Annotated in this window: 23 protein-coding genes; 20 read left to right on the top strand and 3 right to left on the bottom strand. The window is 44.3% G+C overall.

Going from position 1 to position 20,523, the window contains the following annotated elements; translation table 11 throughout:
• Positions 1 to 62: 62 nt before the first annotated feature.
• The 6 genes from ACJB0T_RS00875 (at position 63) to ACJB0T_RS00850 (ending at position 4,547) form a co-directional block, all read left to right on the top strand.
• Entirely contained in the window at positions 63 to 428 is a 366-nt protein-coding gene (locus ACJB0T_RS00875; RefSeq protein WP_479289915.1) for a DUF333 domain-containing protein, read from the top strand.
• Positions 421 to 1,641: an alpha/beta hydrolase gene (locus ACJB0T_RS00870; protein WP_479289917.1), complete on the top strand. Its 1,221-nt coding sequence runs from the start codon at positions 421 to 423 to the stop codon at positions 1,639 to 1,641. The genes ACJB0T_RS00875 and ACJB0T_RS00870 overlap by 8 nt, the downstream gene beginning before the upstream one ends.
• Before the next feature lie 288 nt (positions 1,642 to 1,929).
• Positions 1,930 to 2,004 (top strand): tryptophanase leader peptide, encoded by a 75-nt coding sequence (gene tnaC, locus ACJB0T_RS00865; RefSeq protein ID WP_479292237.1) that lies wholly within the window; start codon positions 1,930 to 1,932, stop codon positions 2,002 to 2,004.
• Between the two features lie 255 nt (positions 2,005 to 2,259).
• Positions 2,260 to 3,732, top strand: a complete 1,473-nt coding sequence (gene tnaA / locus ACJB0T_RS00860) for a tryptophanase (protein WP_479289918.1) — start codon at positions 2,260 to 2,262, stop codon at positions 3,730 to 3,732.
• Positions 3,733 to 3,831: 99 nt separating this feature from the next.
• Positions 3,832 to 4,026 carry a hypothetical protein gene (locus ACJB0T_RS00855; protein ID WP_479289920.1) on the top strand — a complete coding sequence of 65 codons (195 nt, stop codon included), beginning with the start codon at positions 3,832 to 3,834 and terminating at the stop codon, positions 4,024 to 4,026.
• Between the two features lie 137 nt (positions 4,027 to 4,163).
• On the top strand, positions 4,164 to 4,547 hold the full coding sequence (locus ACJB0T_RS00850; protein WP_479289921.1) for a Rid family detoxifying hydrolase: 384 nt from the start codon (positions 4,164 to 4,166) through the stop codon (positions 4,545 to 4,547).
• A 101-nt stretch (positions 4,548 to 4,648) separates the two neighbouring features.
• Here the strand turns inward: ACJB0T_RS00850 and ACJB0T_RS00845 are convergent, their stop codons facing one another.
• Complete coding sequence (locus tag ACJB0T_RS00845) at positions 4,649 to 4,870, bottom strand: hypothetical protein (RefSeq protein ID WP_479289923.1); 222 nt, start codon at positions 4,868 to 4,870, stop codon at positions 4,649 to 4,651.
• 280 nt (positions 4,871 to 5,150) lie between these two features.
• On the opposite strand from ACJB0T_RS00845, the gene ACJB0T_RS00840 reads away from it, so the two are divergent.
• The gene (locus ACJB0T_RS00840; protein WP_479289925.1) at positions 5,151 to 5,921 is read left to right on the top strand and encodes a siderophore-interacting protein; all 771 of its coding nucleotides are present in this window, start codon (positions 5,151 to 5,153) and stop codon (positions 5,919 to 5,921) included.
• 345 nt (positions 5,922 to 6,266) lie between these two features.
• Positions 6,267 to 7,724: a glyceraldehyde-3-phosphate dehydrogenase gene (locus tag ACJB0T_RS00835; RefSeq protein WP_479289927.1), complete on the top strand. Its 1,458-nt coding sequence runs from the start codon at positions 6,267 to 6,269 to the stop codon at positions 7,722 to 7,724.
• Positions 7,725 to 7,853: 129 nt separating this feature from the next.
• Here the strand turns inward: ACJB0T_RS00835 and ACJB0T_RS00830 are convergent, their stop codons facing one another.
• Together ACJB0T_RS00830 and ACJB0T_RS00825 are read right to left on the bottom strand one after the other, a co-directional pair.
• Complete coding sequence (locus tag ACJB0T_RS00830; protein ID WP_479289929.1) at positions 7,854 to 9,446, bottom strand: alpha-amylase family glycosyl hydrolase; 1,593 nt, start codon at positions 9,444 to 9,446, stop codon at positions 7,854 to 7,856.
• A 190-nt stretch (positions 9,447 to 9,636) separates the two neighbouring features.
• Positions 9,637 to 10,524, bottom strand: coding sequence for a LysR family transcriptional regulator (locus ACJB0T_RS00825; protein WP_479289931.1), 888 nt, complete (start codon positions 10,522 to 10,524; stop codon positions 9,637 to 9,639).
• Positions 10,525 to 11,007: 483 nt separating this feature from the next.
• On the opposite strand from ACJB0T_RS00825, the gene ACJB0T_RS00820 reads away from it, so the two are divergent.
• The 12 genes from ACJB0T_RS00820 to tadF all read left to right on the top strand — a co-directional run bounded on the left by ACJB0T_RS00820 (position 11,008) and on the right by tadF (position 20,523).
• Entirely contained in the window at positions 11,008 to 11,229 is a 222-nt protein-coding gene (locus ACJB0T_RS00820; protein WP_479289933.1) for a Flp family type IVb pilin, read from the top strand.
• Between the two features lie 107 nt (positions 11,230 to 11,336).
• Positions 11,337 to 11,771 carry an A24 family peptidase gene (locus ACJB0T_RS00815; protein WP_479289935.1) on the top strand — a complete coding sequence of 145 codons (435 nt, stop codon included), beginning with the start codon at positions 11,337 to 11,339 and terminating at the stop codon, positions 11,769 to 11,771.
• A 37-nt stretch (positions 11,772 to 11,808) separates the two neighbouring features.
• The gene (cpaB, locus tag ACJB0T_RS00810) at positions 11,809 to 12,630 is read left to right on the top strand and encodes a Flp pilus assembly protein CpaB (RefSeq protein ID WP_479289937.1); all 822 of its coding nucleotides are present in this window, start codon (positions 11,809 to 11,811) and stop codon (positions 12,628 to 12,630) included.
• Entirely contained in the window at positions 12,630 to 14,012 is a 1,383-nt protein-coding gene (locus tag ACJB0T_RS00805; protein WP_479289939.1) for a type II and III secretion system protein family protein, read from the top strand. Before cpaB ends, ACJB0T_RS00805 begins: the two co-directional genes overlap by 1 nt.
• Positions 14,009 to 14,503, top strand: coding sequence for a hypothetical protein (locus ACJB0T_RS00800; RefSeq protein WP_479289941.1), 495 nt, complete (start codon positions 14,009 to 14,011; stop codon positions 14,501 to 14,503). The genes ACJB0T_RS00805 and ACJB0T_RS00800 overlap by 4 nt, the downstream gene beginning before the upstream one ends.
• 2 nt (positions 14,504 to 14,505) lie before the next feature.
• Complete coding sequence (locus ACJB0T_RS00795; RefSeq protein ID WP_479289942.1) at positions 14,506 to 15,747, top strand: CpaE/TadZ family protein; 1,242 nt, start codon at positions 14,506 to 14,508, stop codon at positions 15,745 to 15,747.
• A complete protein-coding gene (locus ACJB0T_RS00790; protein WP_479289944.1) occupies positions 15,744 to 17,015 on the top strand; it encodes a TadA family conjugal transfer-associated ATPase in 1,272 nt (423 codons plus the stop codon). The genes ACJB0T_RS00795 and ACJB0T_RS00790 overlap by 4 nt, the downstream gene beginning before the upstream one ends.
• 1 nt (position 17,016) lies before the next feature.
• Positions 17,017 to 17,919 (top strand): type II secretion system F family protein, encoded by a 903-nt coding sequence (locus tag ACJB0T_RS00785; RefSeq protein WP_479289947.1) that lies wholly within the window; start codon positions 17,017 to 17,019, stop codon positions 17,917 to 17,919.
• Complete coding sequence (locus ACJB0T_RS00780) at positions 17,916 to 18,764, top strand: type II secretion system F family protein (RefSeq protein ID WP_479289949.1); 849 nt, start codon at positions 17,916 to 17,918, stop codon at positions 18,762 to 18,764. The genes ACJB0T_RS00785 and ACJB0T_RS00780 overlap by 4 nt, the downstream gene beginning before the upstream one ends.
• A gap of 109 nt (positions 18,765 to 18,873) precedes the next feature.
• Positions 18,874 to 19,491, top strand: coding sequence for a tetratricopeptide repeat protein (locus ACJB0T_RS00775; protein ID WP_479292239.1), 618 nt, complete (start codon positions 18,874 to 18,876; stop codon positions 19,489 to 19,491).
• A 2-nt stretch (positions 19,492 to 19,493) separates the two neighbouring features.
• Entirely contained in the window at positions 19,494 to 19,976 is a 483-nt protein-coding gene (locus ACJB0T_RS00770) for a TadE/TadG family type IV pilus assembly protein (RefSeq protein ID WP_479289950.1), read from the top strand.
• The gene (tadF, locus tag ACJB0T_RS00765; protein ID WP_479289952.1) at positions 19,963 to 20,523 is read left to right on the top strand and encodes a tight adherence pilus pseudopilin TadF; all 561 of its coding nucleotides are present in this window, start codon (positions 19,963 to 19,965) and stop codon (positions 20,521 to 20,523) included. The genes ACJB0T_RS00770 and tadF overlap by 14 nt, the downstream gene beginning before the upstream one ends.

The following is a 20,523-nucleotide window of genomic DNA, read 5'->3' as shown; positions in this document are numbered from 1 at the left end:
ATGAACCACTTCCTCCACTAGAGAAAACCAGAGTAAGAGAAGGTGAGTTAAGGAGAGCTCTTATGAACGTTGGAAATCTAGTCCGATATTTTGCGTTGGCCGCTGTCGTACCAGCAGCGCTTTTTGGGTGTGCTAAGTCGGAGCCAGAACCTGTAGGCATGGCAAACCCCGCTGCGGTCTATTGTGAGAAAAAGGGCAGTTATGATCTAGAAACGGGTATGTGTACATTATCTTCTGGTGAAAAGGTTGATGCTTGGGAGTATTTCCGTAGTCATCATCAGCAAGGTCCAGACAGCGCCGCGCGTTTTTGTGAGGCGATGGGTGGTGGATATATAGAGGACAAGAAGCAATGTGCCTTGCCAGATGGAAATGTGATGGATGCTGAAGAGTATTTTCGTGACCATCAAATGACAGGTGCAGGTGGTTAAAATCAGCAGTAGAACACAGTCTGTTTTTGGCAGCGTAAGCCAACCCTTGTTGTGGCTTGCCTGTTTTCTATTTACCTTCGCTGTGACAGGCTGTACCAACCCCATCATTGAGCAAGAGCCAGAGATGTACTCCACCTCTGGTTCTTTGGCACCATATTCTCAATCTAATTTCGCCCAATATGTAGAGCAAACGACTCAGTGGCTTGATGAGACACGTGTATTTCATGGCGCAGGGTATGATGCCGAGATGAAAGCCGTCAGTCCTTATCGATTAATACCAAGTCAGCCTAATGGGCGAGGGGTGTTGCTGGTGCATGGGTTAGGAGATTCTCCTTACTCGTTTGTTGATATTGCTCCTGTCCTAGCTGAACAAGGCTATTTAGTGCACGTGATGCTCCTGCCGGGACATGGGTCTCGACCGGCGGATTTAATGCTGCCGGATGTCAACGATTGGACCAATGCAGTCGACAATCAAGTCGCGTTATTAAAGCGCGAGGTTGAAGAAGTCTGGTTGGCGGGGTTTTCAACCGGCACAAATTTAGTGACGTCCTATGCTGCTCATCATCCGGATGAAGTTAAGGGACTGGTCCTATTCTCACCAGCGTTTAGCCCCGATGATCTTGTCGTGCGGTTTGCTGGAGTAGCAAGTGTATTCGTTGATTGGGTCAATATTGCCAAAGAGCAAAACTATACGCGCTATGACTCCCTTGCCATGCATGGTGCAGCCCTGTATTACCAGACCACGACGCAGGTAAAGCAAGATTTGAATCAACATCAATTGACCGTTCCGGCATTACTCATGGTGACTGAAAATGATGAATTGATCGATACCGAAGCAGTGTACTCACTTTTTAGAACCGAGTTCGTAGATCCTAATAGTCGCTTGGTGTGGTATGGCGAAAACTCTTATCCAGACGCGCGGGTCATCAAAAGAACCATGGATCTTTCTGAACAGAATATCGAAAGTGGTTCTCACATCTCAGTCCTTTATCGTGCCGACAACCCTCTATATGGAGAAAGGGGACTCATGCGCCAGTGTGGGGGTGCACAGGAGGGGGAGGTGTATACAGTTGATTGTGTTGGTATGCCAACGCTTACCTATACCGCTTGGGGATTGTTAACAGAAGATCGCGTCAGTGCACGTCTTAGTTGGAACCCTTACTTCGATGCTATGATGGAAAGAGTCATTAAGTTTATGGCTAAGGCCAACTAATTTTAGCTTCTAGAAGACAGCTTTCCATAAATCGTTGATTATTTTATAAAGAGATATACTGGCGCATTTATTAACTAGTACGCTGTATTGATCTGCTTCAAAATAATTATTAGCAAACGAGGTTTAATATCAGAACATCCATCTTTTTTGTTAGCAGGTTCTCAAATTATATCCTATAGTAATGACTTGTACGGTAACTTATAGATAATACACTTAGTTGATTCGATAATGTCTTGTTTGAAAAAGTGAGACTTTAATAGTCGAATATTGTAAGTAGGTAAATAACAGATGAATAAGTTAATCACAATTAGTAGCTGGTTCACGCTAGACTACAAAATCGCTTTCTTCTTCCCTTCGAGATAACTCGCCGGCACTGTCCAGTGCGTCTGCCTGATAGCAACATGCTGACTGCAACACTAGGTATACTTACACCAATGTGTAATCAAACCACTGTTTACCCGTGTTGATCATCGTAGCCTGTGCTAGCAGCATCATAAAAAACAATCAAACTCAATCGTATCTGGATATATTACTAGATAGGGTTATCTATAATTAAAATTTATCTAAGTCGCGACTTTAAATAAAAGACGTAAAGATAAATATATAGGGTAATTAATAATGGAAAACTTCAAACACCTACCAGAACCATTCCGCATTCGTGTTGTTGAGCCTGTAAAACGTACTACGCGTGAATATCGCGAACAGGCGATTATTAAAGCGGGTATGAACCCATTCTTATTAGATAGTGAAGATGTATTTATCGATTTACTGACTGACAGTGGTACAGGTTCTATTACACAAGAAATGCAAGCAGCGATGCTACGCGGTGATGAAGCGTATAGCGGTAGCCGCAGCTACTATGCATTGTCAAATGCAGTAAAAGACATTTTTGGGTATGAGCTGACTATTCCAACTCACCAAGGTCGTGGTGCAGAACAAATCTATATCCCTGTGCTAATTAAAAAGCGTGAAAAAGAGAAAGGTCTTGATCGCAGTAAGATGGTGGCGCTATCTAACTACTTCTTCGATACCACTCAAGGTCATACCCAAGTGAACTGCTGTGTGGCGAAAAACGTTTATACAAAAGATGCTTTCGATACTGCTGTAAATGCAGATTTTAAAGGTAACTTTGACCTTGAGAAGCTAGAGCAAGCGATCGTTGAAGCAGGTCCTGCAAACGTACCTTATATCGTAAGTACCATTACGTGTAACTCAGCAGGTGGTCAGCCAGTTTCTATTGCAAACCTAAAAGCGGTTTATGAGATTGCTCAGAAGTATGACATTCCAGTGATTATGGATTCAGCGCGCTATGCGGAGAATGCATACTTTGTTCAGCAACGTGAACCTGGTTATCAAGACTGGACTATCGAGCAAATCACACGCGAGTCCTACAAGTACGCGGACGGTTTAGCGATGTCGGCGAAGAAAGACGCAATGGTGCAGATGGGCGGACTACTTTGTTTTAAAGATGAATCCTTTATGGATGTCTACACTGAATGTCGCACCTTGTGTGTGGTTCAAGAAGGTTTCCCAACCTATGGTGGTCTAGAAGGCGGTGCGATGGAGCGTCTTGCTGTTGGCCTTTATGACGGTATGCGTCAAGACTGGCTAGAGTACCGCATCAATCAAGTTCAATACTTGGTAGATGGCTTGGAAGCGATTGGTGTGATTTGTCAGCAAGCTGGTGGTCACGCAGCGTTTGTCGATGCTGGTAAGCTTCTTCCACATATCCCAGCGGATCAGTTCCCTGCGCACGCACTGGCATGTGAGCTGTATAAAGTGGCGGGTATTCGCGCGGTTGAAATTGGTTCTCTATTGCTAGGTCGCGATCCAGCGACGGGCAAGCAGCACCCTTGTCCGGCCGAGCTACTTCGCTTAACGATTCCTCGTGCTACTTACACGCAAACGCACATGGACTACGTCATCGAAGCGTTTGAGAAAGTAAAAGCCAATGCACACAACGTGAAAGGGCTCGACTTTACTTATGAGCCTGAGGTGTTGCGTCACTTTACTGCCAGACTGAAAGAGGTGGAAGTGGCGGTAAAGGGCGAAGCTCATAAGGCTGAAGAGAAGCAACTCGAACAAGCCTAATCACATCTAAAGAACGCAGCCTTTGAGCTGCGTTCTTTTTCCTAAAAACAACACAATAATAAACAACATAATAACGATAAATCACCCTAATCCAATAAAGTGAATTTAAGAGAGCAGAATGATGAAAAGAATCCGTCGCTCATTGGTGGCGCGTGCATTATTCCAGCGCTGCTGCCTCGTAAGACTCGTCAAGTAGATGCTGGCGCAGAGGGGGTCACTGCACCGAGAGGCAGTGCCATGATTTCTGTTGTCATCGGGTTTGGGGTATTAACCGCCACCACGTGCTTTCTATGATGGAAATGCTGCCTAATTTCACAGTCTAAGTTCAACCGTTACTTCTTATTTAAGATCGCACTTTTTTATGTTCTTTGTGACCAGTAGTTTTGCACTACTGGTTTATTCTGAACGCTATTTATTTCTAGGAAAATCAAATGAACGCAATCTCTACAGATAAGGCTCCACTGGCTATTGGTTCATATGTACAAGGTATGAGCTTTGGAGACATGGTCATCACCTCAGGTCAACTGCCTATCAACCCAGAAACTAAAACCATGCCAGAAGATGTAGCCGAGCAAACGGGTCTGTCTCTGCGCAATGCTCTGGCGATTATCACTGAATCGGGGTTGAACGCCGGCAACATCGTCAAGACCACCGGCTTTGTAAAAGATCTTAATGACTTTGCGAAAGTGAATGAGGCCTACGAGCAGTTCTTTCTGGCTCACAATGCTCCGTTTCCTGCTCGCTCGTGTGTGGAAGTCGCCAGAATACCAATGGATGCAAAGGTGGAGATAGAGGTCATTGCAGTAAGAGGTTAGTTCGGAGTTTGGGGGCGCCTCTAATGCGGCGCCTTATCGTGAGCTCGTAGCTCTTCCCAATGTCTAGACGGGTTTTTGTGTGGTCACACTAAATAGAAATGTTATTTGCTCTGCCAAGTTTTACTGATCCATCCCCCAATATTCTCATCAAAGTAGCTTCCGCTAAATTCTTGTTTGTATTCAACGACATTGTCGATGCTTGGGTTTTCATCCAAAAGGTGATTAATATACACAGCCATCGGGTCATCGAACTGATCACGCCGTTTTCTTTCTGCCACTTCTTTGATGATTTGCATACGGTATGCCTTGCTCATTTTTTTCATGTTTTACCTCCATTGTTGTGAGCCGCCTATCAACAATAGAAGTCAATCTTACCTTGGTCAAATTATGAATAGTGCTATGTAGAAAAATATCCGAAAGAGTGATAATAGGAGTTTGCTTAGCACAGTGAAGGGTAGGCTATGCAAGCTGAAAATGTAGATGGCAGTTGGCTTATGCGTAAAGTAAAAGTCTGTAAATTCGAGAAAATGCTGGTTTGGAAGTGCCTTGTTTTCGTAAGCATGTGTTAAACTTAATGCAAACAATAATCATTAAGTAGAGCAAATGAAAAAGCCAACGCCGAAAATAGCATCTGTAAGCCGCAAACAGACCTTATCACCTAATATGATACGCATTACATTACATAGTGAGGCGTTTACACAGTTTCCTATGGATAGTCTAGGTGGCTACATTAAATTACTTTTCAATGAACAGGGCGGCACTGTTCTAGACAATGAGCCCCTCAATTCTCGACCAAAAATGCGCACTTATACGATTCGTCGTCTAGATACTTTACGTGGTGAAATCGATGTCGATTTTGTGACTCACGTGACGGAAGATAAGCTTTGCGGTTTTGGTGCTCGTTGGGCAATGGCAGCAGAATTAGGGGACAGTATATCGCTTGTTGGTCCGGGTGCGCTGCAAGAAGTTAATGTAGACAAAGACTGGTTTTTCTTTACGGCGGACATGACCGCTTTACCTGCGCTGTCAGTGAAACTCACTTTGTTGCCTCAAGATGCGAAAGGGTATGCCGTGGTTCAATTAGAGGACATGGCAGATAAACAAGAAATTTACGTTCCTAAAAATATGCAGATTATTTGGACGACGGGCTCGTTGTCTGATGAAGCAAAAGCGCTTCCGTGGCTTAGCGGTGAACCTTTTGTGTGGTGTGCGAGCGAGTTTGATGAAATGAGAGCGCTACGCCAATATTTTAGAAATGACAAAGCTATCCCGCGCGACGCAATTTATATTAGCAGTTATTGGAAACGTGGAGTGGCAGAAGATGGTCACAAAGCAATAAAGAAAGAGGACCATGAGAAGTTTGAGTCTCAATAGCAAATTGTGACCTAGACCTCACTACTTTAAATATATCTATTAGAACCGATGATGATTCTATCAGTGAATTGTCATCGTTCTTGATTGTTTCTATAAAATAACCTCGACCTTGGTGACTATTTTTTACGACTAAGGTCTAGGGTTTAACCAAGAATTATCCTATCTAAGTCACACTTTTCTATTCTCTTGTGCTGGATTATTTTTACTAGCAGATTAAGTGTCTGTTTGTTACACTTCGCGGCATAAAATACAACAACACGATTACATCCCTGTGTCGCTCAATATTTCTTGTACCCTACATACGAGACATAGCGAGCCTTTAATCTAGAGAGGCCCCCGGTTACTATGAGTAATAGCAACATCTCGCAAACTGAAATTCACCAAAATCAATGGCAACTAAATCAAACACTCGCTGAGTCAATTCTGCCACTTCTTGGCAGACTGTATCGAGAAAAGGGTGTAGAAGTACTCTTATTTGGGAAGACACTTGTTAATGCCACCACTATCGATATTATTAAAACTCACCGTGTTTCCCGCCATTACAGTTCTACCTCTGTCTCTATTTCCCAAACAGCCCCTATCATCGAACGCTTAATAGAACTTGATCTTTCGCCATGTTGTATCGACGTTGGACCGCTAGCGACGCAATACTGGTCTCAACATGACAGCCATCAGAATATCGATGACTTCTTATTGACAGCTCTGAATGAAAGTATTGAGAGCAATGGCTCGCTCGAAGCTCGCGATGTGGTTCTTTACGGCTTTGGTCGTATTGGTCGTTTGTTGACTCGCATTTTGGTTGAGAAGAGTGGTTCAGGTTATCCGTTACGTTTGCGTGCTATCGTTGTACGTGGCGGTCGAAACGGTGACCTTCAAAAACGTGCTAGCTTACTACGTCGTGACTCGGTTCACGGTCAATTTAACGGTAGTATTGTGGTAGACGAAGATAACAAAGCCCTGATTGTGAACGGAAACTACATCCAAATCATTTACGCGAATAGCCCTAAGGATGTCGATTACACCCAATATGGAATTGAGAACGCACTTGTGGTTGATAACACGGGTGTGTGGCGAGATGCAGAAGGCCTTGGTCAGCACGTTGCCTGCAATGGTGCAGATAAAGTACTGCTGACTGCTCCGGGTAAGGGTGATATTAAAAACATCGTATTTGGTGTTAATCATGACAGCATCCTCGCAGAAGACACAATCGTATCAGCAGCGAGCTGTACCACAAACGCTATAACGCCAACATTAAAAGCAGTTAATGATAAATATGGTATCGTCTCAGGACACATTGAAACGGTGCACTCTTACACTAACGATCAAAACCTCATCGATAACTATCACAGTGGCGATCGCCGCGGTCGTTCGGCGTCACTTAATATGGTACTCACTTCTACTGGCGCTGCAAAAGCGGTTGCGAAAGCATTACCGGAGCTAGCGGGTAAGTTGAGTGGTAACGCTATTCGTGTTCCAACGCCGAATGTTTCAATGGCGGTTGCGAATTTGAATCTGGAAAGCAACACCACTAAAGAAGAGCTAAACGCTTACCTTCGTGAAGTGTCGTTAACATCTCCACTTTCAGCTCAGATTGATTATACCGATTCGACGGAAGTAGTATCGACTGATCTAGTAGGGGCACGCCATCCGGGTATCGTTGATGGACAAGCAACCATCGCACAAGACAATCGCTGTGTACTTTATATCTGGTACGACAATGAATTTGGTTACAGCTGCCAAGTCGTGCACTGTATGGAACAAATGATGGGTGTGAAATATAAAACTTACCCAGCATTAGCATAACAATCCGTCGTTATTATCCAGCCGTCAGTATTAATGATTGTTTGCGTCTAGGAATAGTAACGAAACGAGATATAAAAAGCCGCCTTCGATACTTATTGAAGGCGGCTTATCTTTTCTGCTTCTAGCTGTTTATTGTTCGAGTAATAGGAATCTAGCTTGGAACGGAGCTAGGTCGATGTTGTAGAAACCAGAAGCTAACGTTACGCTGTCATTCGTTTGTAAGTCATTAAGGTTGCCACTAAATGACAGCTTATCTTGAGATATAGCAATGGTTTGATGCGATGCTGTCGTATTCACGATATATAGAATCGATTCTTCACCTGATGCTTTTAGATCCGCGTAGGCACTCGTTGTTGCGACAACGTTGTTGCGAGTACCTTGTGCTAGCGATGGGTGCTGCGCGCGAAGCGTCATTAGATCTTTCACGTAGTTCTTGAGATCCGCTTGCTCTGCAGTGAGCGTGACACCAGTAACACCTTCAATTTTGGCACTCATACGGGCTACGTGGTCGTCACATTTTCCTGCGATAGCACAGTCATTCGTTACTTGATCAGCAAAACCTCCTAATTCATCCCCAATTTCTTCACCGTAATATAGCGTGATGGGACCAGTATAAGCGCCCAAGAAAGAGATGGCGGCTTTATGCCTTTGCCAATATGCGGAATCTTCTGGTTCGGCAAGGTTTCCTCGTTGAATAAGATCGCCCAGGCGTACTAAGTCGTGGTTACCAAGCATCAAGTTAGGTTTGGCGTGAGCAGGGTAGGCATCATGGGTTCGCATACCTTCAGCGAGCGTTAAACCGCCTTGAGTAGAACCATAGCCTGATTCCTCAACAGCAAAAGTTTGTACTATGCGATAGCGCATCGGGAAATCAAATGCCGAGCACAGTGCTGGGTTTTCTGTGCTTCCGTAGCCATCACGAGCAATCTCACTCTCGCCACGCCAAATCTCTGCCACCATGTAGCCAAGTGGATTAACGAGTTCTCCATCTTCATTGGTATAGGTGACTTGCTGCGACGCATCATCAACTGCTGTGCGGATTTCCGCCCATGCGTCCGTTGGAACTTGGTAAGCTTGGTCGAGTCGCCAACCGTCAATTTTAAGCTCTTTCACCCAGTATTCAGCCACTTCTTTGAAGAAAGGAAGACTTTCTGGGTAACCGACAGGATTACTTGCACCAACTGGCTTATTGCCCGTCGGTGAAGCCACTACGTTGTCTTTATGATGACCGAACACGCCATCAAAGAATACGTAAAGGCCGCGTTTGTGTGCCTCTTCCACCAACTTTTTAGCATCTTCCATGCTGCCGAATCGTGGGTCAATGGCAAAGTAGTCTGTCGCGAAGTAGCCAGTTGCATCTAACCTATCTGCCCAGTGATCTTGTCCGTTAATGGGGACAGAATTGAATATCGGTGTTAGCCATACCGCATTCATGCCAAGGTCTTGAATATAGTCGAGTGAGTTAATAATGCCTTGGATATCACCCATGTGGTGACTGGTACCGTAACCAGTACCATGGCCGATAGAAGGGTTGCCATCAACAAAGCTTTCAACCATCACTTGATAGATTCGTAAGTCATCAGCGTGCTTGGCGCTATGAGCGCTACACGCATAACTTGTTGTGGTGCCACCTTGGTCTGTTGGCGAGGTAGAGTCACCAGAACAGCCCCACAGTAGGGTTGCGCCAACGGAAAGAGAGATAAGAGATTTAACCAGTTTCACAAGACATCCTTATTATAATTTTGTCGCTCAATAGGGCATCTTTGATTATTTACCAGGCGAGTATTAGACGAATCATCCATGTGATGAATTTGTTAGGGAGGAGTAAAAAGGCTGAGAGATCTCAATCACGCTTGGTGCAACTGTAATAACACCCGGCGTGATGATAAGGCTTGGAATCGATGAAGACGGTTTAGTTGGCGAGTACAGCGACAAAGGAATTTTGTTGATCGATGACAGTTTTTAATTGGCTGCGGATCCATTGATTGTAGAGTCCGAAGTCTGAGTGAGTCGACCAAAAAAGTGAAGCGGTCACTTTTTTACCAAAAAACTCTAAGTTATCGGTCATAATGGCAAGCTCTTTTGTAGTGAGTGAAGGCTCAACAATATGCTCAGGTAAAAATGCGATGCCTTTTTGGGCTTTGCATAGTTCGACAATGGTGGACAGATCATCCAACCGCCATATCTGATGTGTTGCCAAATCAGATAGGTTAAGCAGTTCATCAAAACCATCCATCAACAGAACGCGAGGTAGACTAGGTTTGTGTTCCAACAGTGATGCATGTCCCACCCACCAACAATTGACGTTGAACAACTCATCCATATTAAAGTCGTTATCGGTTTTGTGGTATGGATTGCCTAGCGCTAGGTCTATTTTTCCTTGGCTAATATAGTTACTCAGTACAAAGCTTGGTTTGGTGACGACTTCGAGGTCGATTTCAGGAAACGCTTCGGAAAATTGAAATAGGGTTTGTTTCACATTGCTGTTATAAACCAAAGGATCAATGCCGACGCGAAAAACGATCTGTTCCGAGTGGCTCATTTTACTCACTGCTGTCAGCAAATCTCGATATTTACTGACTACTGGAGTAGAAAGGTGAAATAAACGTTTGCCTTTGTCAGTTAACGTCACTTTAGCGTTTTGCCTGATAAAGAGGTTAAACCCCAAATCAGACTCCAAATTTTGAATTGCGGTACTTACCGTGGATTGAGATTTGCCCAGCTTGCGTGCTGCAGAGCTGAACGACCCCGCCTCAACCACTGCAACAAACGAAGCGATGTTGTCGAATTGCAGCTTCATAAATTGACTAACCTTTATGCCATTTGACTATTTATTATTATAATCTTGCTTTTGAGCATACACTAGCTTGGCTTCAAGTGATTTACAATAGTGATAGCCAAAGAGTGTTAGTTTGGCTGTGATAACCCACTTATCAATGCAACAAACTTTGATTTACATGGTGTTTCGTGCTGTCAACCATTAGGGGGTGGAATATCGTTCCTCAACTTGTGTAATAAATTCAGCCTGAAACGTGACCTGTGCCACATAATCTGCATCTCTGTGGGAGTGAAAACTGTCTATTTCACAAGTTGATATCGAAAAATAAACACTTATAACAACAGGTTCGACACTAGAGTTGCCGCATTGTTAGAGTTGTAAGCAAGGGGGGGGGGCTTTGTACAGACTATCGATAAAATCGATAGCAGCTATTTTTTTGATATTTTGAGCATAATTTAGAATATACAGTGCTTATTGTTGAATAACGTTCAAAGGAATAAAAATATGATGACTAAGCTTTATGTAAGCGCAGTGACGCTTCTAAACGAATTTAAGCGCGATGAGCGCGGTATTACAGCAATTGAATATGGTTTGATTGGTGTTGCAATGGCTGTAGCTCTTACAGCTATCTTTGGTACTGCTACTACCGGTGGTACAGACTTTATCTCTCAATTAACTGACACATTTATAGCGATAGGTACTAAGTTAACCGCTGCTGGCAGTTAATTCGATAGAGTTCAATAACAAGAAGGTATCGACAGCTCTTATACGCAGTCGATACCAAAAGATTGAGAAATTCAATTGATTATGATCATGCTAAAACAATGACTTAAATGTTTTATCTATTCTTGCTCTTATGTGTTTGTAGCTATGTTTCGGCTAAAGACATTCGTTGTCGTCGTATCACTAACATCAGTATTGTTAGTTTATTGTTTGTTCAGGTTTTGCTGTGGTTTCAAAGTGAGCTCTATTTATGGTCATCTTTAGCTGTGCTCGTGACTGGTTGGGTTCTTTTTTGGTGCAGATGTATAGCTGCTGGCGACATTAAACTTGCCAGCGTATTGGCATTGGCGTTGCCCTTAAACCTTCTACCAATGGCGGCAATATTAACGGGCTTAACAGGAGGTGCAGTTTCATTGTGCTACCTCATGCTTAACCATTGGTTTCCAAACAGAAAAAAACGTCAAGTTGGCATCCCTTATGGCGTTGCCATTAGTTTAGGATTTTGCTTAGTGATTGTGGTGCACCAAGTGCCTCTGCTTTTATAGGCTTAATCATAATTAGAACACCTTGGGGGAAACGAACATGCGTTCTCGGTTAGTGCTGCTGATTGCGGTATTGGCATTAGTGGTCGGGGCTTTTGGCCTTCGTGATATGCTAAGCCAAAAGTCGACACCAAAGGCGGAGACTAAGGTTGCTCCATCGCAGCCCGTTGAAGAGCACGTCTCAGTATGGCGAGCAAGCTCTGATATTGCTAAAGGCACGCCAATTCAAACCGACCAGGTTGTTAAAGTGCAACTGCCCTTGAGCGAAGCTCTCACACAAGGTGTCAAACAGGACACCCATATCGATTTCTCTCCGGCAACCTTAACAAATCGTGTACTGGCGAAAGGGGCTATTGTGCTGCCAGAGTATCAAGTTAAGGCAGGGCAACCCGGTTACATTGACTTGCTCGTCACAGAAGGCATGACGCCTTATCCGTTGCAGGTGAGTGATAAAAACCTCATCAACGATTATATTCGCCCAGGTACGTATATAGATATTCTGACGGTAAGCTCACCCAATAACAATTTAGCGGCCAATACCGATAAGCCACGAAGTTTTAGAGGCGTTAATGCCAACATGTTTCTGAAACAGGTCAAGGTACTAAATATTGACAACAATGAGGATAGCTCCGTGACTGCGAGAGCGCCGACCAAAGAGGTTGGCTTTACGACTGTCGTTATCGAAGTGAACCCAGACGACTTACCTAGGTTAGCTTTAGCGCAGCGCACTATGCATATCGAAATATATCGCAGCCAAACCTACCGTCAATCGACCTACGTCGAGGTGCGGAACATTATGGACAATTATGTGGGAATTGAAGAGTTTCGTGGCAAAACGTCAATGTCAGGAGAGCAGCTGTAATGAAGTTGAATCTGGGCAGAAAATGGCAAAGCATAAAATGGATAGCTCAATGCTGTCTAAGTGTGCTCTTGATTTTATCGACAATGACGTTTGCGAGTGCAGCAGAGCGTTATATTACGGTGGGTGAAGGCGAACACATTAAATTGGATGCGCCAGTAGGCAAGATATTTATAAGTGACCCAACCGTTGCAGACTACAAAGTGATCAGTGATGACACCGTGGTAGTGTTTGCTAGCAAGGTTGGGCAATCCCGCTTAATAGTATACGGGATGACGGATGATGTACTCATTTCAGATCGTATCATTGTCGATCTCAATCTATCAGAGGTGCGCCGACAGCTTAAGTTCCACTTCCCAAATGCTAATATCAAGGTTGAATCTATAGGCTCGCAGGTCGCGGTAAGTGGTGTGGTGGAGTCTGAACAGGAGCGTGATGATATCTACCGTATGGTGGCAACATTACTTGGGCGTGAAAAAACAGAGCGCTGGGACGAAGCTCAAAAGTTGACTTTCAAGACAACGGGCGGTGACCTTGAAGAGCCAGAAAGCATGATCTTCGCCAGAAACATGACTTGGGAAGGCATCATTGAGCGCATTGAGGTAACCACGGTTCAACAAGTGAATGTAAAGATCTCCGTTGCGCAAGTGACTGAATCCTTCTCACAAACAGTAGGTGTAGACTGGGGGTCAGTTGGGGGTAGCGTTGGTGAGTTTGTTTTTAATCAGTTTGAAGCCGCAGACATTGGCACCTTGATTACTGCACTTGGCAATGACGATATCGCTCAGATATTAGCAGAGCCAAACCTGACTGTGTTATCTGGTGAGTCCGCAAGTTTTCTCGTTGGTGGTGAAGTACCTGTAGTGGTATCAAGCAACAGCAGCATTAATATCACGTTTAAAGAGTTTGGTATTCGTTTAGATTTGACGGCGAAAGTTTTGAACCAAGACAAAATTCGCATGCAATTGTTTCCTGAAGTCTCGGAAGTAGAGAAGTATGTAAAAGCTGCGGGAATTGAAGTACCACAACTTACCTCTAGACGCGCAATGACCACGGTAGAGCTGGCGGATGGCGACAGCTTCATTTTGGGTGGTTTGATGAGCAGTGCCGATTTTGAAAATATGCAAAAGATCCCGTTGGTAGGAGATATTCCAATTCTGGGTGCTGCCTTTCGTAAGTCCATCACAGAGAGGCGACGTACTGAGTTAATTATTGTAGCAACCGTCAATCTTGTCGAACCCATGCGTGAGACAGATATTCAGCTTCCTTATATTCGTAAAACGTCGACACTAATGCGCTGGTTAAATCTCGAAGATACTGATGGCTATATGCAGCCTTCCAATGCGACGATTCGACTCGTGGAGCAAGGAGGGTTTATTCAATGATTCATTTAGATTGGAAGCGTATAGCGCTCTCTTGTGTTTTATTGCTGTTTGGTATTTCGGGATGTACCACGGAGCGCTACTTCGATGGTAATGGCGCTGAAGCCTTAGTTTTTCAAGAGATACACCGCGTGGATTACGTTGTTAAAAAACGCAATGAAACCGTAGAGAAGATGGAGCAGTTGATTGCTATCTCGGAGTCTCTTGATAAAGAAGCTGTTTATGTGGTCTCTTATAAATCTTCAACGGTTCGTCAGCTGGCGGAAAAAGCGTTTAAGTCATTTTCAAGTCTATCGATTGACCCTTCGCGAATTGAGTACCGAGAGGTATCGAACATGATAGCCGACGTGAGGATCGTTGTCGCTCTGCGTCAATTGAAAACGCAAACGTGCAAACCCGCTCAACTACAAAATGAAATCGCACAGCCAGACTGCTTTGTTGAAACGATGCGTTTAAAGCAGGTGGCGTATAAATCACGCTTAGTGGGAGAGTAATCGTGTTTGATCTAACTAAAGCACTGAGCACTAAAGTTAAGCCTGAACCAAAAAATCAAACCGGTGTAGCCGGCTGTACTCTGTTTTATCAGACCAATGAGTGTCTGAACCTTGTTCAAGAAGTGTTTCGTTTTGAAGGTTGGAACGACCCTAACTGCGTTAGGACGGTGAAAGGGCATGCCAAACTAACGGAGCAACAAAGTAGCCACATCGTTATTCTAGAGTTGAATGAGTCAAGTAATGTGGTTGAAGATGCGAAAAATTTTGCCAGTAAGCTCCCAACGCACAAAGGCGTGGTAGTTATTGGTGAGGAAGATGCTATCTCAACGCTGCGCTCACTCAAAGAAATGGGTTTTTACTATGTGTTTTGGCCTGTAAATAAACAGGAATTTGCCGACTTCCTAACTCACGTAAACAATAACCTTAAGAACTTTTCCGGGGTAAGTAAAGAGCGTAAGGCGAAGCGTGTTGCTGTAGTAGGCTCGAAAGGCGGCGTAGGTACGTCGTTTATTGCTACGGAGCTGAGTTCGCTACTGTCGAGTCAGGGAACCGACACGATTTTAGTGGATCACCAATACGTGGACAGTGATATCGACGTTCTTCTTGCATTGAAAGACTTTAAACCAAGAATGATCGATGAGTTTGCTGCGCCATTGCATGAAATGGATGAAGAAGGGGCGCTTAGCTATCTTCATACCGCTCGTAAAAACTTACGTTTATTGGCGCTTGATGGTGAAATGAGCCAAACCGAGATTTTCAACTATAGCCAAAACCTATGTGATTTATTGTCGCGCAACGCTAACTTCATTGTTGAGGATTACTCAGGCAGTGTGAGCTTTCCGGTTGAACCGCAAATGTTGCTCGATAATTTTGATGTTGTAGTGATGGTGCTGGATGCTTCGGTCTCTGCGGTGCGCAATGCTAAGCGGCTTATCGATAAGGTAGAAAACTTGCAACTGACATTGTCATCAAGACTGAGAATCATCACCGTCGTGAATTATCACCGCCCGGAGGCCGCTTATGTTATGGATAAGAGCGATCTCAAACGCTATTTAGGCCAAGAACCCAATTTAGAAATTGCATTCTGTAAAAACCTATCACATATCATTATCGACGGTAAACGCGCTCACAAGCATGACCGCAATATGAGCCGTTCACTCGATCACTTGGTCAAACATATAAATGGTCAACCGATATCCGTACCACGGCTAAATCGCTGGTTAGGTAAGGTAGGTGCGAAATGAGTTCCAATAAAGAGATGTACCTCGCTTTCCGAGGACAAATTTTCGAAGCATTAGACCCTGAAGCGGTTCAAAAAATGAGCCGCAAAGAACTCGAGTCACAAATCCAGAGTGCAGTCGATTTACTGGCGACAGGGTACCAGCGTCCAATTACTTCGCTGATGAAAACGGGACTGGTTAAAAGCTTAATTGATGAACTTTTCGGTCTAGGGCCATTGCAACCATTGGTAGAAGACCAATCGATCACCGATATTATGGTGAATGGTCCAAACAATATCTTTTTTGAACGACACGGCAAAGTCCATAAATCAGAACTGACTTTTGTTAATGAAGAGCAACTCCTTTCGATTGCAAAACGTATTGCTTCACGGGTCGGCCGCCGTGTTGATGAATTATCACCGACGGTTGATGCTCGTTTAGAAGATGGCAGTCGTGTCAATATCGTCATACCACCGATTGCACTTGATGGTACCTCAGTCTCTATCCGTAAGTTCCGTGAGCAAAGCATTGGATTTGAAGATTTAATCGAATTTGGTTCTATGTCGATGGATATGGCGCGAGTATTGATGATTGCCTCTCGCTGTCGAATGAATGTGCTGATTTCCGGTGGTACAGGTTCTGGTAAAACGACGCTGCTTAATGCTCTGTCTCAGTACATTGCTGAAGACGAGCGTATTGTGACCATCGAAGATGCGGCAGAACTACGCCTTCAACAGCCAAACTTGGTACGGTTAGAAACACGTACTTCAAGTATCGAACAGACAGGAGCTGTGACGCAGCGAGATTTGGTGATTAACGCACTTCGTATGCGTCCAGACCGAATTATTCTCGGCGAGTGTCGTGGCGCAGAAGCGTTCGAAATGCTGCAGGCGATGAATACAGGTCACGATGGCTCAATGTCAACGCTTCACGCGAATACTCCGAGAGATGCGATAGCGCGTGTTGAGTCAATGGTTATGATGGCAAATCTAAATCAACCTTTAGAAGCAATCCGTCGCACTATTGTGAGTGCGGTGCAATTGGTGGTTCAAGTCAATCGACTAAGAGACGGCAGCCGTAAAATCACCAGCATTTCTGAGATAGTTGGTTTAGAAGGTGATAGCGTCGTGATGGAAGAGATTTATCGCTTTCGTTACGACGACAGTGAATATGGAGAGGCAGTAAAGGGGGAATTTGTTACCAACGGTATTATGCAGCGCTCTGAATTGGTCAAAAAAGCACAATTCTTTGGGTTATACAAAGACCTAATGGCGTCATTCACGGGGCGTTAATATGCTTTGGATCTCGCTAATACTATTTGCTCTTGCGCTACTGCTAAATCGAAGCAGCAAGAAAAGTAAACTAGACCAATACTTTCAGGTTGACGCCGAGGGTACTGAGAGCGTTAGTGCGATAAATATTCGCTCACTGTCGCAAAAACATAAGTGGCAAAAGTTCAAAGACTCAATATCACCCACACTGATGATCTTAGGGCCGCGCTCAACTCTTTATATTGCTCTCTATTCGATTGGTGCAGTTGCTTCGTCTTGGTATTTGCTGGTGGTGTTTTTACGTCAAAATAACCCCTTGCTCATTAGTGGAGCGATCGCTGTTTTTCTAGTGGTCGGTTATCGCTTTTTGCTTTCGCGTCGCCGATCAGAGTTTGAAAACAGCTTCCCAGATGCGCTCAATATCTTAATGAGTGCAGTGACGGCGGGTGACAGTTTAATGCAGGCGATCAGTTATGTGGGCGATACTATGGATAATGCGATCGGCCGTGAATTTAAGCTCATGGCGGATCGTCTCAAAATGGGTGAGACACCAGAAAAGGTACTGATGCGCTCTTGCAAAAATTACCCTTATCCAGAATTTCTTTTTTTTACCATTACTCTTCGTGCCAATATTTCGCGCGGCGGCCAACTCAAAGGGGTATTAGCGAGACTCATTCGCGTATTAGTGGATGCTCGCACCCTTGAAAAGAAAAAAATGGCCATGACGTCGGAAGCTCGAATTTCTGCCAAAATCGTAGCGGCTATTCCTGTTGCCTTTACTGTGCTTCTAAATTATATCAACCCAGGTAACGTTGACTTTGTGCTTTATGATCCTGATGGAAGGGTGATTCTCTATTACGTGCTGATCAGTGAAATGATAGGACTCACCATCATATGGTTACTTGTAAGGGGGGTGAAAGCATGATGATACTTATTGCGGTCGCGGTATTCTTTGGCTGCATTCTTTTTATTATCGCTGAGTCATTGCGAGCAGAGCGCCGTCGCCAAAAAATGGATGGTTTGGTAGGGATTCAAACCCAATCTGGTACCACCAAAATAAAACATTTTATGGTTCGCTTTGGTAAAGAGCACCGCAAAGAATTGGAACAAAAGCTCATCGAAGCCGGTTATTACAACAAAGAGTTGGCTAAATATTATTTTCCACTCAAGCTCATTGTACTAGCGTTGTTGCTTGGGTTTGTGGCGGTGAGTGACTTGTCTAACACCAACAAGTTGCTTGGTTCGATGTTCTCATTAGTGGGCGTTATTGTTGTGCCAGATATGGTGCTTTCTTTCCGCAGCCGAATGGTGATAGGTCGTACTTCAGCCAAACTGCCTTATTTGCTTGATATGATGTCGGTATGTGTTCAGACCGGCATGACAATTGAGGCAAGCTTGGCTTATCTTGCGGCGGAGCTTGAAATGTTCGATAAAGATTTGTGCTATCAAATTAGACGCACGTCGGACTCTGCTCGCATCCACGGGTTAGAAAAAGCACTCAATGACTTGGGACAAAGACTACCTACGCCGGCGGTTCGAAGCTTTGTTCTGACCATCATTCAAAATCTTCAATACGGTACTTCAGTCGCCCAAGTCATGAGTGACTTAGCGGAAGACATTCGTAAGGTTCAAATACTTACCGTTGAAGAAAAAGTTGGTAAGCTTGCAGCCAAGATGAGCGTGCCACTGATTTTATTCATTATGTTTCCCATTGTTGTGCTGATTCTAGCTCCAGGGATTATGCAGATGTCGATATCGCTAGGGAGTTAATGTGAACGGATTACACAAAAGTGGTTTGCTGGTGCTCATCGCATTGACGCTTCTAGGTTGTCAATCTTCAGCTGATCTTGCTCAAACTGAAGCAGCGACCGTGGCAAGTATGGAAAAAGTTAATAACTATGACGGACTGGTCAAACACTATAAAACCAAGCTAGAGGCGGGGGATAGCTCGTTGGCGACCGTCGAAAAATTGGCCGATGCGTATTTCAAAAAAGGCGATATCGAGTCAGCCAACTTTTATATAAATCATTTAATTAAGCAGGGTGCCCAATCAGCAGCTTTGTATCAGTTACATGGACAAGTATTGCTTGCTCAAGATTTGCAACAAGAAGCAATTGAAGCGTATCTAGCGTCGCTAAAAGCAGGCAATACCTCTGGAAAAATTCATGTGCTATTGGGAGTGGCTTACAGCAAAACAGGTGACTTTGACAACGCCAAAACACAGTTCAATCAATCAAGGCTCAAGGGCTATGACGATGTCGCGGTAAAAAACAACATCGCCATGCTGTACATCGCTCAGCAAGACTACAAGCGTGCGATTCAAACCCTAGCACCTGTCATTGCAGATTCTCCTGAGAATAAAGTAGTACGCGCTAACCTCGCCATTGCACTTATCAAAGCGGACCAAATTGATGCGGCTAAAAAACTACTCAGTGATGAATTCAGTTACGCGGAGCTGACTCTGATTGCTCAGCAACTTAATCGCGAAGAGAGCTGATTATGGTTGGATTTAGGAAGCAGCGTGGTGCAACTGCCGTCGAGTTCTCCTTAGGGGCGATCGTACTGATGTTCTCGACGTTTGCGATTTTTGAAGTGTGTTATCGCATTTACGTGATCAACATGACCGAGTATGCGCTGCGTGAAACGATACGCAACACCAAAATCTATCAGGGAAGTGGAGTACACGAGCAGTATGAGACTCGGTTTCAAACTTTGATTGCGAATCAAGATAATCTTTGGAGTTTTCTCATTGACGAAGACAAATTTTCGATTGATGGCAAATATTTCCCGAGCTACTCAGATTTTGTCAATAACGTTGGCTATTCAAAGCAAGATCTCACGTTCAACTACGATCTAGCCGAAATCACAGTCAGTTATGAGTACGCACCGATTATTCAAGTTTTTGGTGCTGAGCAAGTGGATATTTCACGCACCATGGTGTTGAACCTAGAACACGAGGGGTGGAAAAATGAGGCGGAATAACGTTGCCCGTTTTACTTCCCTGCGTAGCCAAAAAGGGGCTTTCGCGATTGAACTTGGGTTCGTATTGATTGGTTTGTGCGCCATATATCTGTTCGCTACCGACCTTAGTCATAAATTATTGGTACGAGCAAAGTTGGATCGTTCAAGCTTTGCACTAGTCAATGTTATCAAAGAGCGCTCTCGTTATTTTGATGCTGACATTGCAGGTAGAACGAATTTGCAGGTGTCACAGCAAGACTTGACTGATTTAACTGCCGTCGCAAGTCGAATGTTGGATAGTTCCGTAGAGAATGTCGCGCTGCAAATTGAGTCTTACGTGATTGGTGAAAGCGTGGTGACGCATCGGAGTCCCAAGTTCTCGTCACTTGGATGTCGAACAGATTCGTTGAGTAATTATCAGTCATTAGTCCCCATCGAGAAGGGATTATCGTATCCGATATACCGCGTTACTCTCTGTGAAGAACACCACTCTTGGTTTGAAGCATTTTCATCGGGTGAGGATGCCGACATGCGTCTGACCTCTTCGTCGATAATGCCAGGGAGGTAG

It is taken from the genome of Vibrio sp. CB1-5 (assembly GCF_059412285.1).
The sequence above is the reverse complement of the archived record's forward strand: the minus strand, read 5'-3'. Positions and strand labels throughout refer to the sequence as shown.

What these genes read in the sequence shown, in the direction of transcription:
- ACJB0T_RS00875 (WP_479289915.1), top strand. Translation starts at nt 63, where the DNA reads ATGAACGTTGGAAATCTAGTCCGATATTTTGCGTTGGCCGCTGTCGTA.
- ACJB0T_RS00790 (WP_479289944.1), top strand. Translation starts at nt 15,744, where the DNA reads ATGAGTTCCAATAAAGAGATGTACCTCGCTTTCCGAGGACAAATTTTC.
- ACJB0T_RS00780 (WP_479289949.1), top strand. Translation starts at nt 17,916, where the DNA reads ATGATGATACTTATTGCGGTCGCGGTATTCTTTGGCTGCATTCTTTTT.
- ACJB0T_RS00785 (WP_479289947.1), top strand. Translation starts at nt 17,017, where the DNA reads ATGCTTTGGATCTCGCTAATACTATTTGCTCTTGCGCTACTGCTAAAT.
- ACJB0T_RS00850 (WP_479289921.1), top strand. Translation starts at nt 4,164, where the DNA reads ATGAACGCAATCTCTACAGATAAGGCTCCACTGGCTATTGGTTCATAT.
- ACJB0T_RS00820 (WP_479289933.1), top strand. Translation starts at nt 11,008, where the DNA reads ATGATGACTAAGCTTTATGTAAGCGCAGTGACGCTTCTAAACGAATTT.
- cpaB (WP_479289937.1), top strand. Translation starts at nt 11,809, where the DNA reads ATGCGTTCTCGGTTAGTGCTGCTGATTGCGGTATTGGCATTAGTGGTC.
- ACJB0T_RS00840 (WP_479289925.1), top strand. Translation starts at nt 5,151, where the DNA reads ATGAAAAAGCCAACGCCGAAAATAGCATCTGTAAGCCGCAAACAGACC.
- ACJB0T_RS00805 (WP_479289939.1), top strand. Translation starts at nt 12,630, where the DNA reads ATGAAGTTGAATCTGGGCAGAAAATGGCAAAGCATAAAATGGATAGCT.
- ACJB0T_RS00800 (WP_479289941.1), top strand. Translation starts at nt 14,009, where the DNA reads ATGATTCATTTAGATTGGAAGCGTATAGCGCTCTCTTGTGTTTTATTG.
- ACJB0T_RS00775 (WP_479292239.1), top strand. Translation starts at nt 18,874, where the DNA reads ATGGAAAAAGTTAATAACTATGACGGACTGGTCAAACACTATAAAACC.
- tnaA (WP_479289918.1), top strand. Translation starts at nt 2,260, where the DNA reads ATGGAAAACTTCAAACACCTACCAGAACCATTCCGCATTCGTGTTGTT.
- ACJB0T_RS00835 (WP_479289927.1), top strand. Translation starts at nt 6,267, where the DNA reads ATGAGTAATAGCAACATCTCGCAAACTGAAATTCACCAAAATCAATGG.
- ACJB0T_RS00770 (WP_479289950.1), top strand. Translation starts at nt 19,494, where the DNA reads ATGGTTGGATTTAGGAAGCAGCGTGGTGCAACTGCCGTCGAGTTCTCC.
- ACJB0T_RS00815 (WP_479289935.1), top strand. Translation starts at nt 11,337, where the DNA reads ATGTTTTATCTATTCTTGCTCTTATGTGTTTGTAGCTATGTTTCGGCT.
- ACJB0T_RS00825 (WP_479289931.1), bottom strand. Translation starts at nt 10,524, where the DNA reads ATGAAGCTGCAATTCGACAACATCGCTTCGTTTGTTGCAGTGGTTGAG.
- tadF (WP_479289952.1), top strand. Translation starts at nt 19,963, where the DNA reads ATGAGGCGGAATAACGTTGCCCGTTTTACTTCCCTGCGTAGCCAAAAA.
- ACJB0T_RS00845 (WP_479289923.1), bottom strand. Translation starts at nt 4,870, where the DNA reads ATGAAAAAAATGAGCAAGGCATACCGTATGCAAATCATCAAAGAAGTG.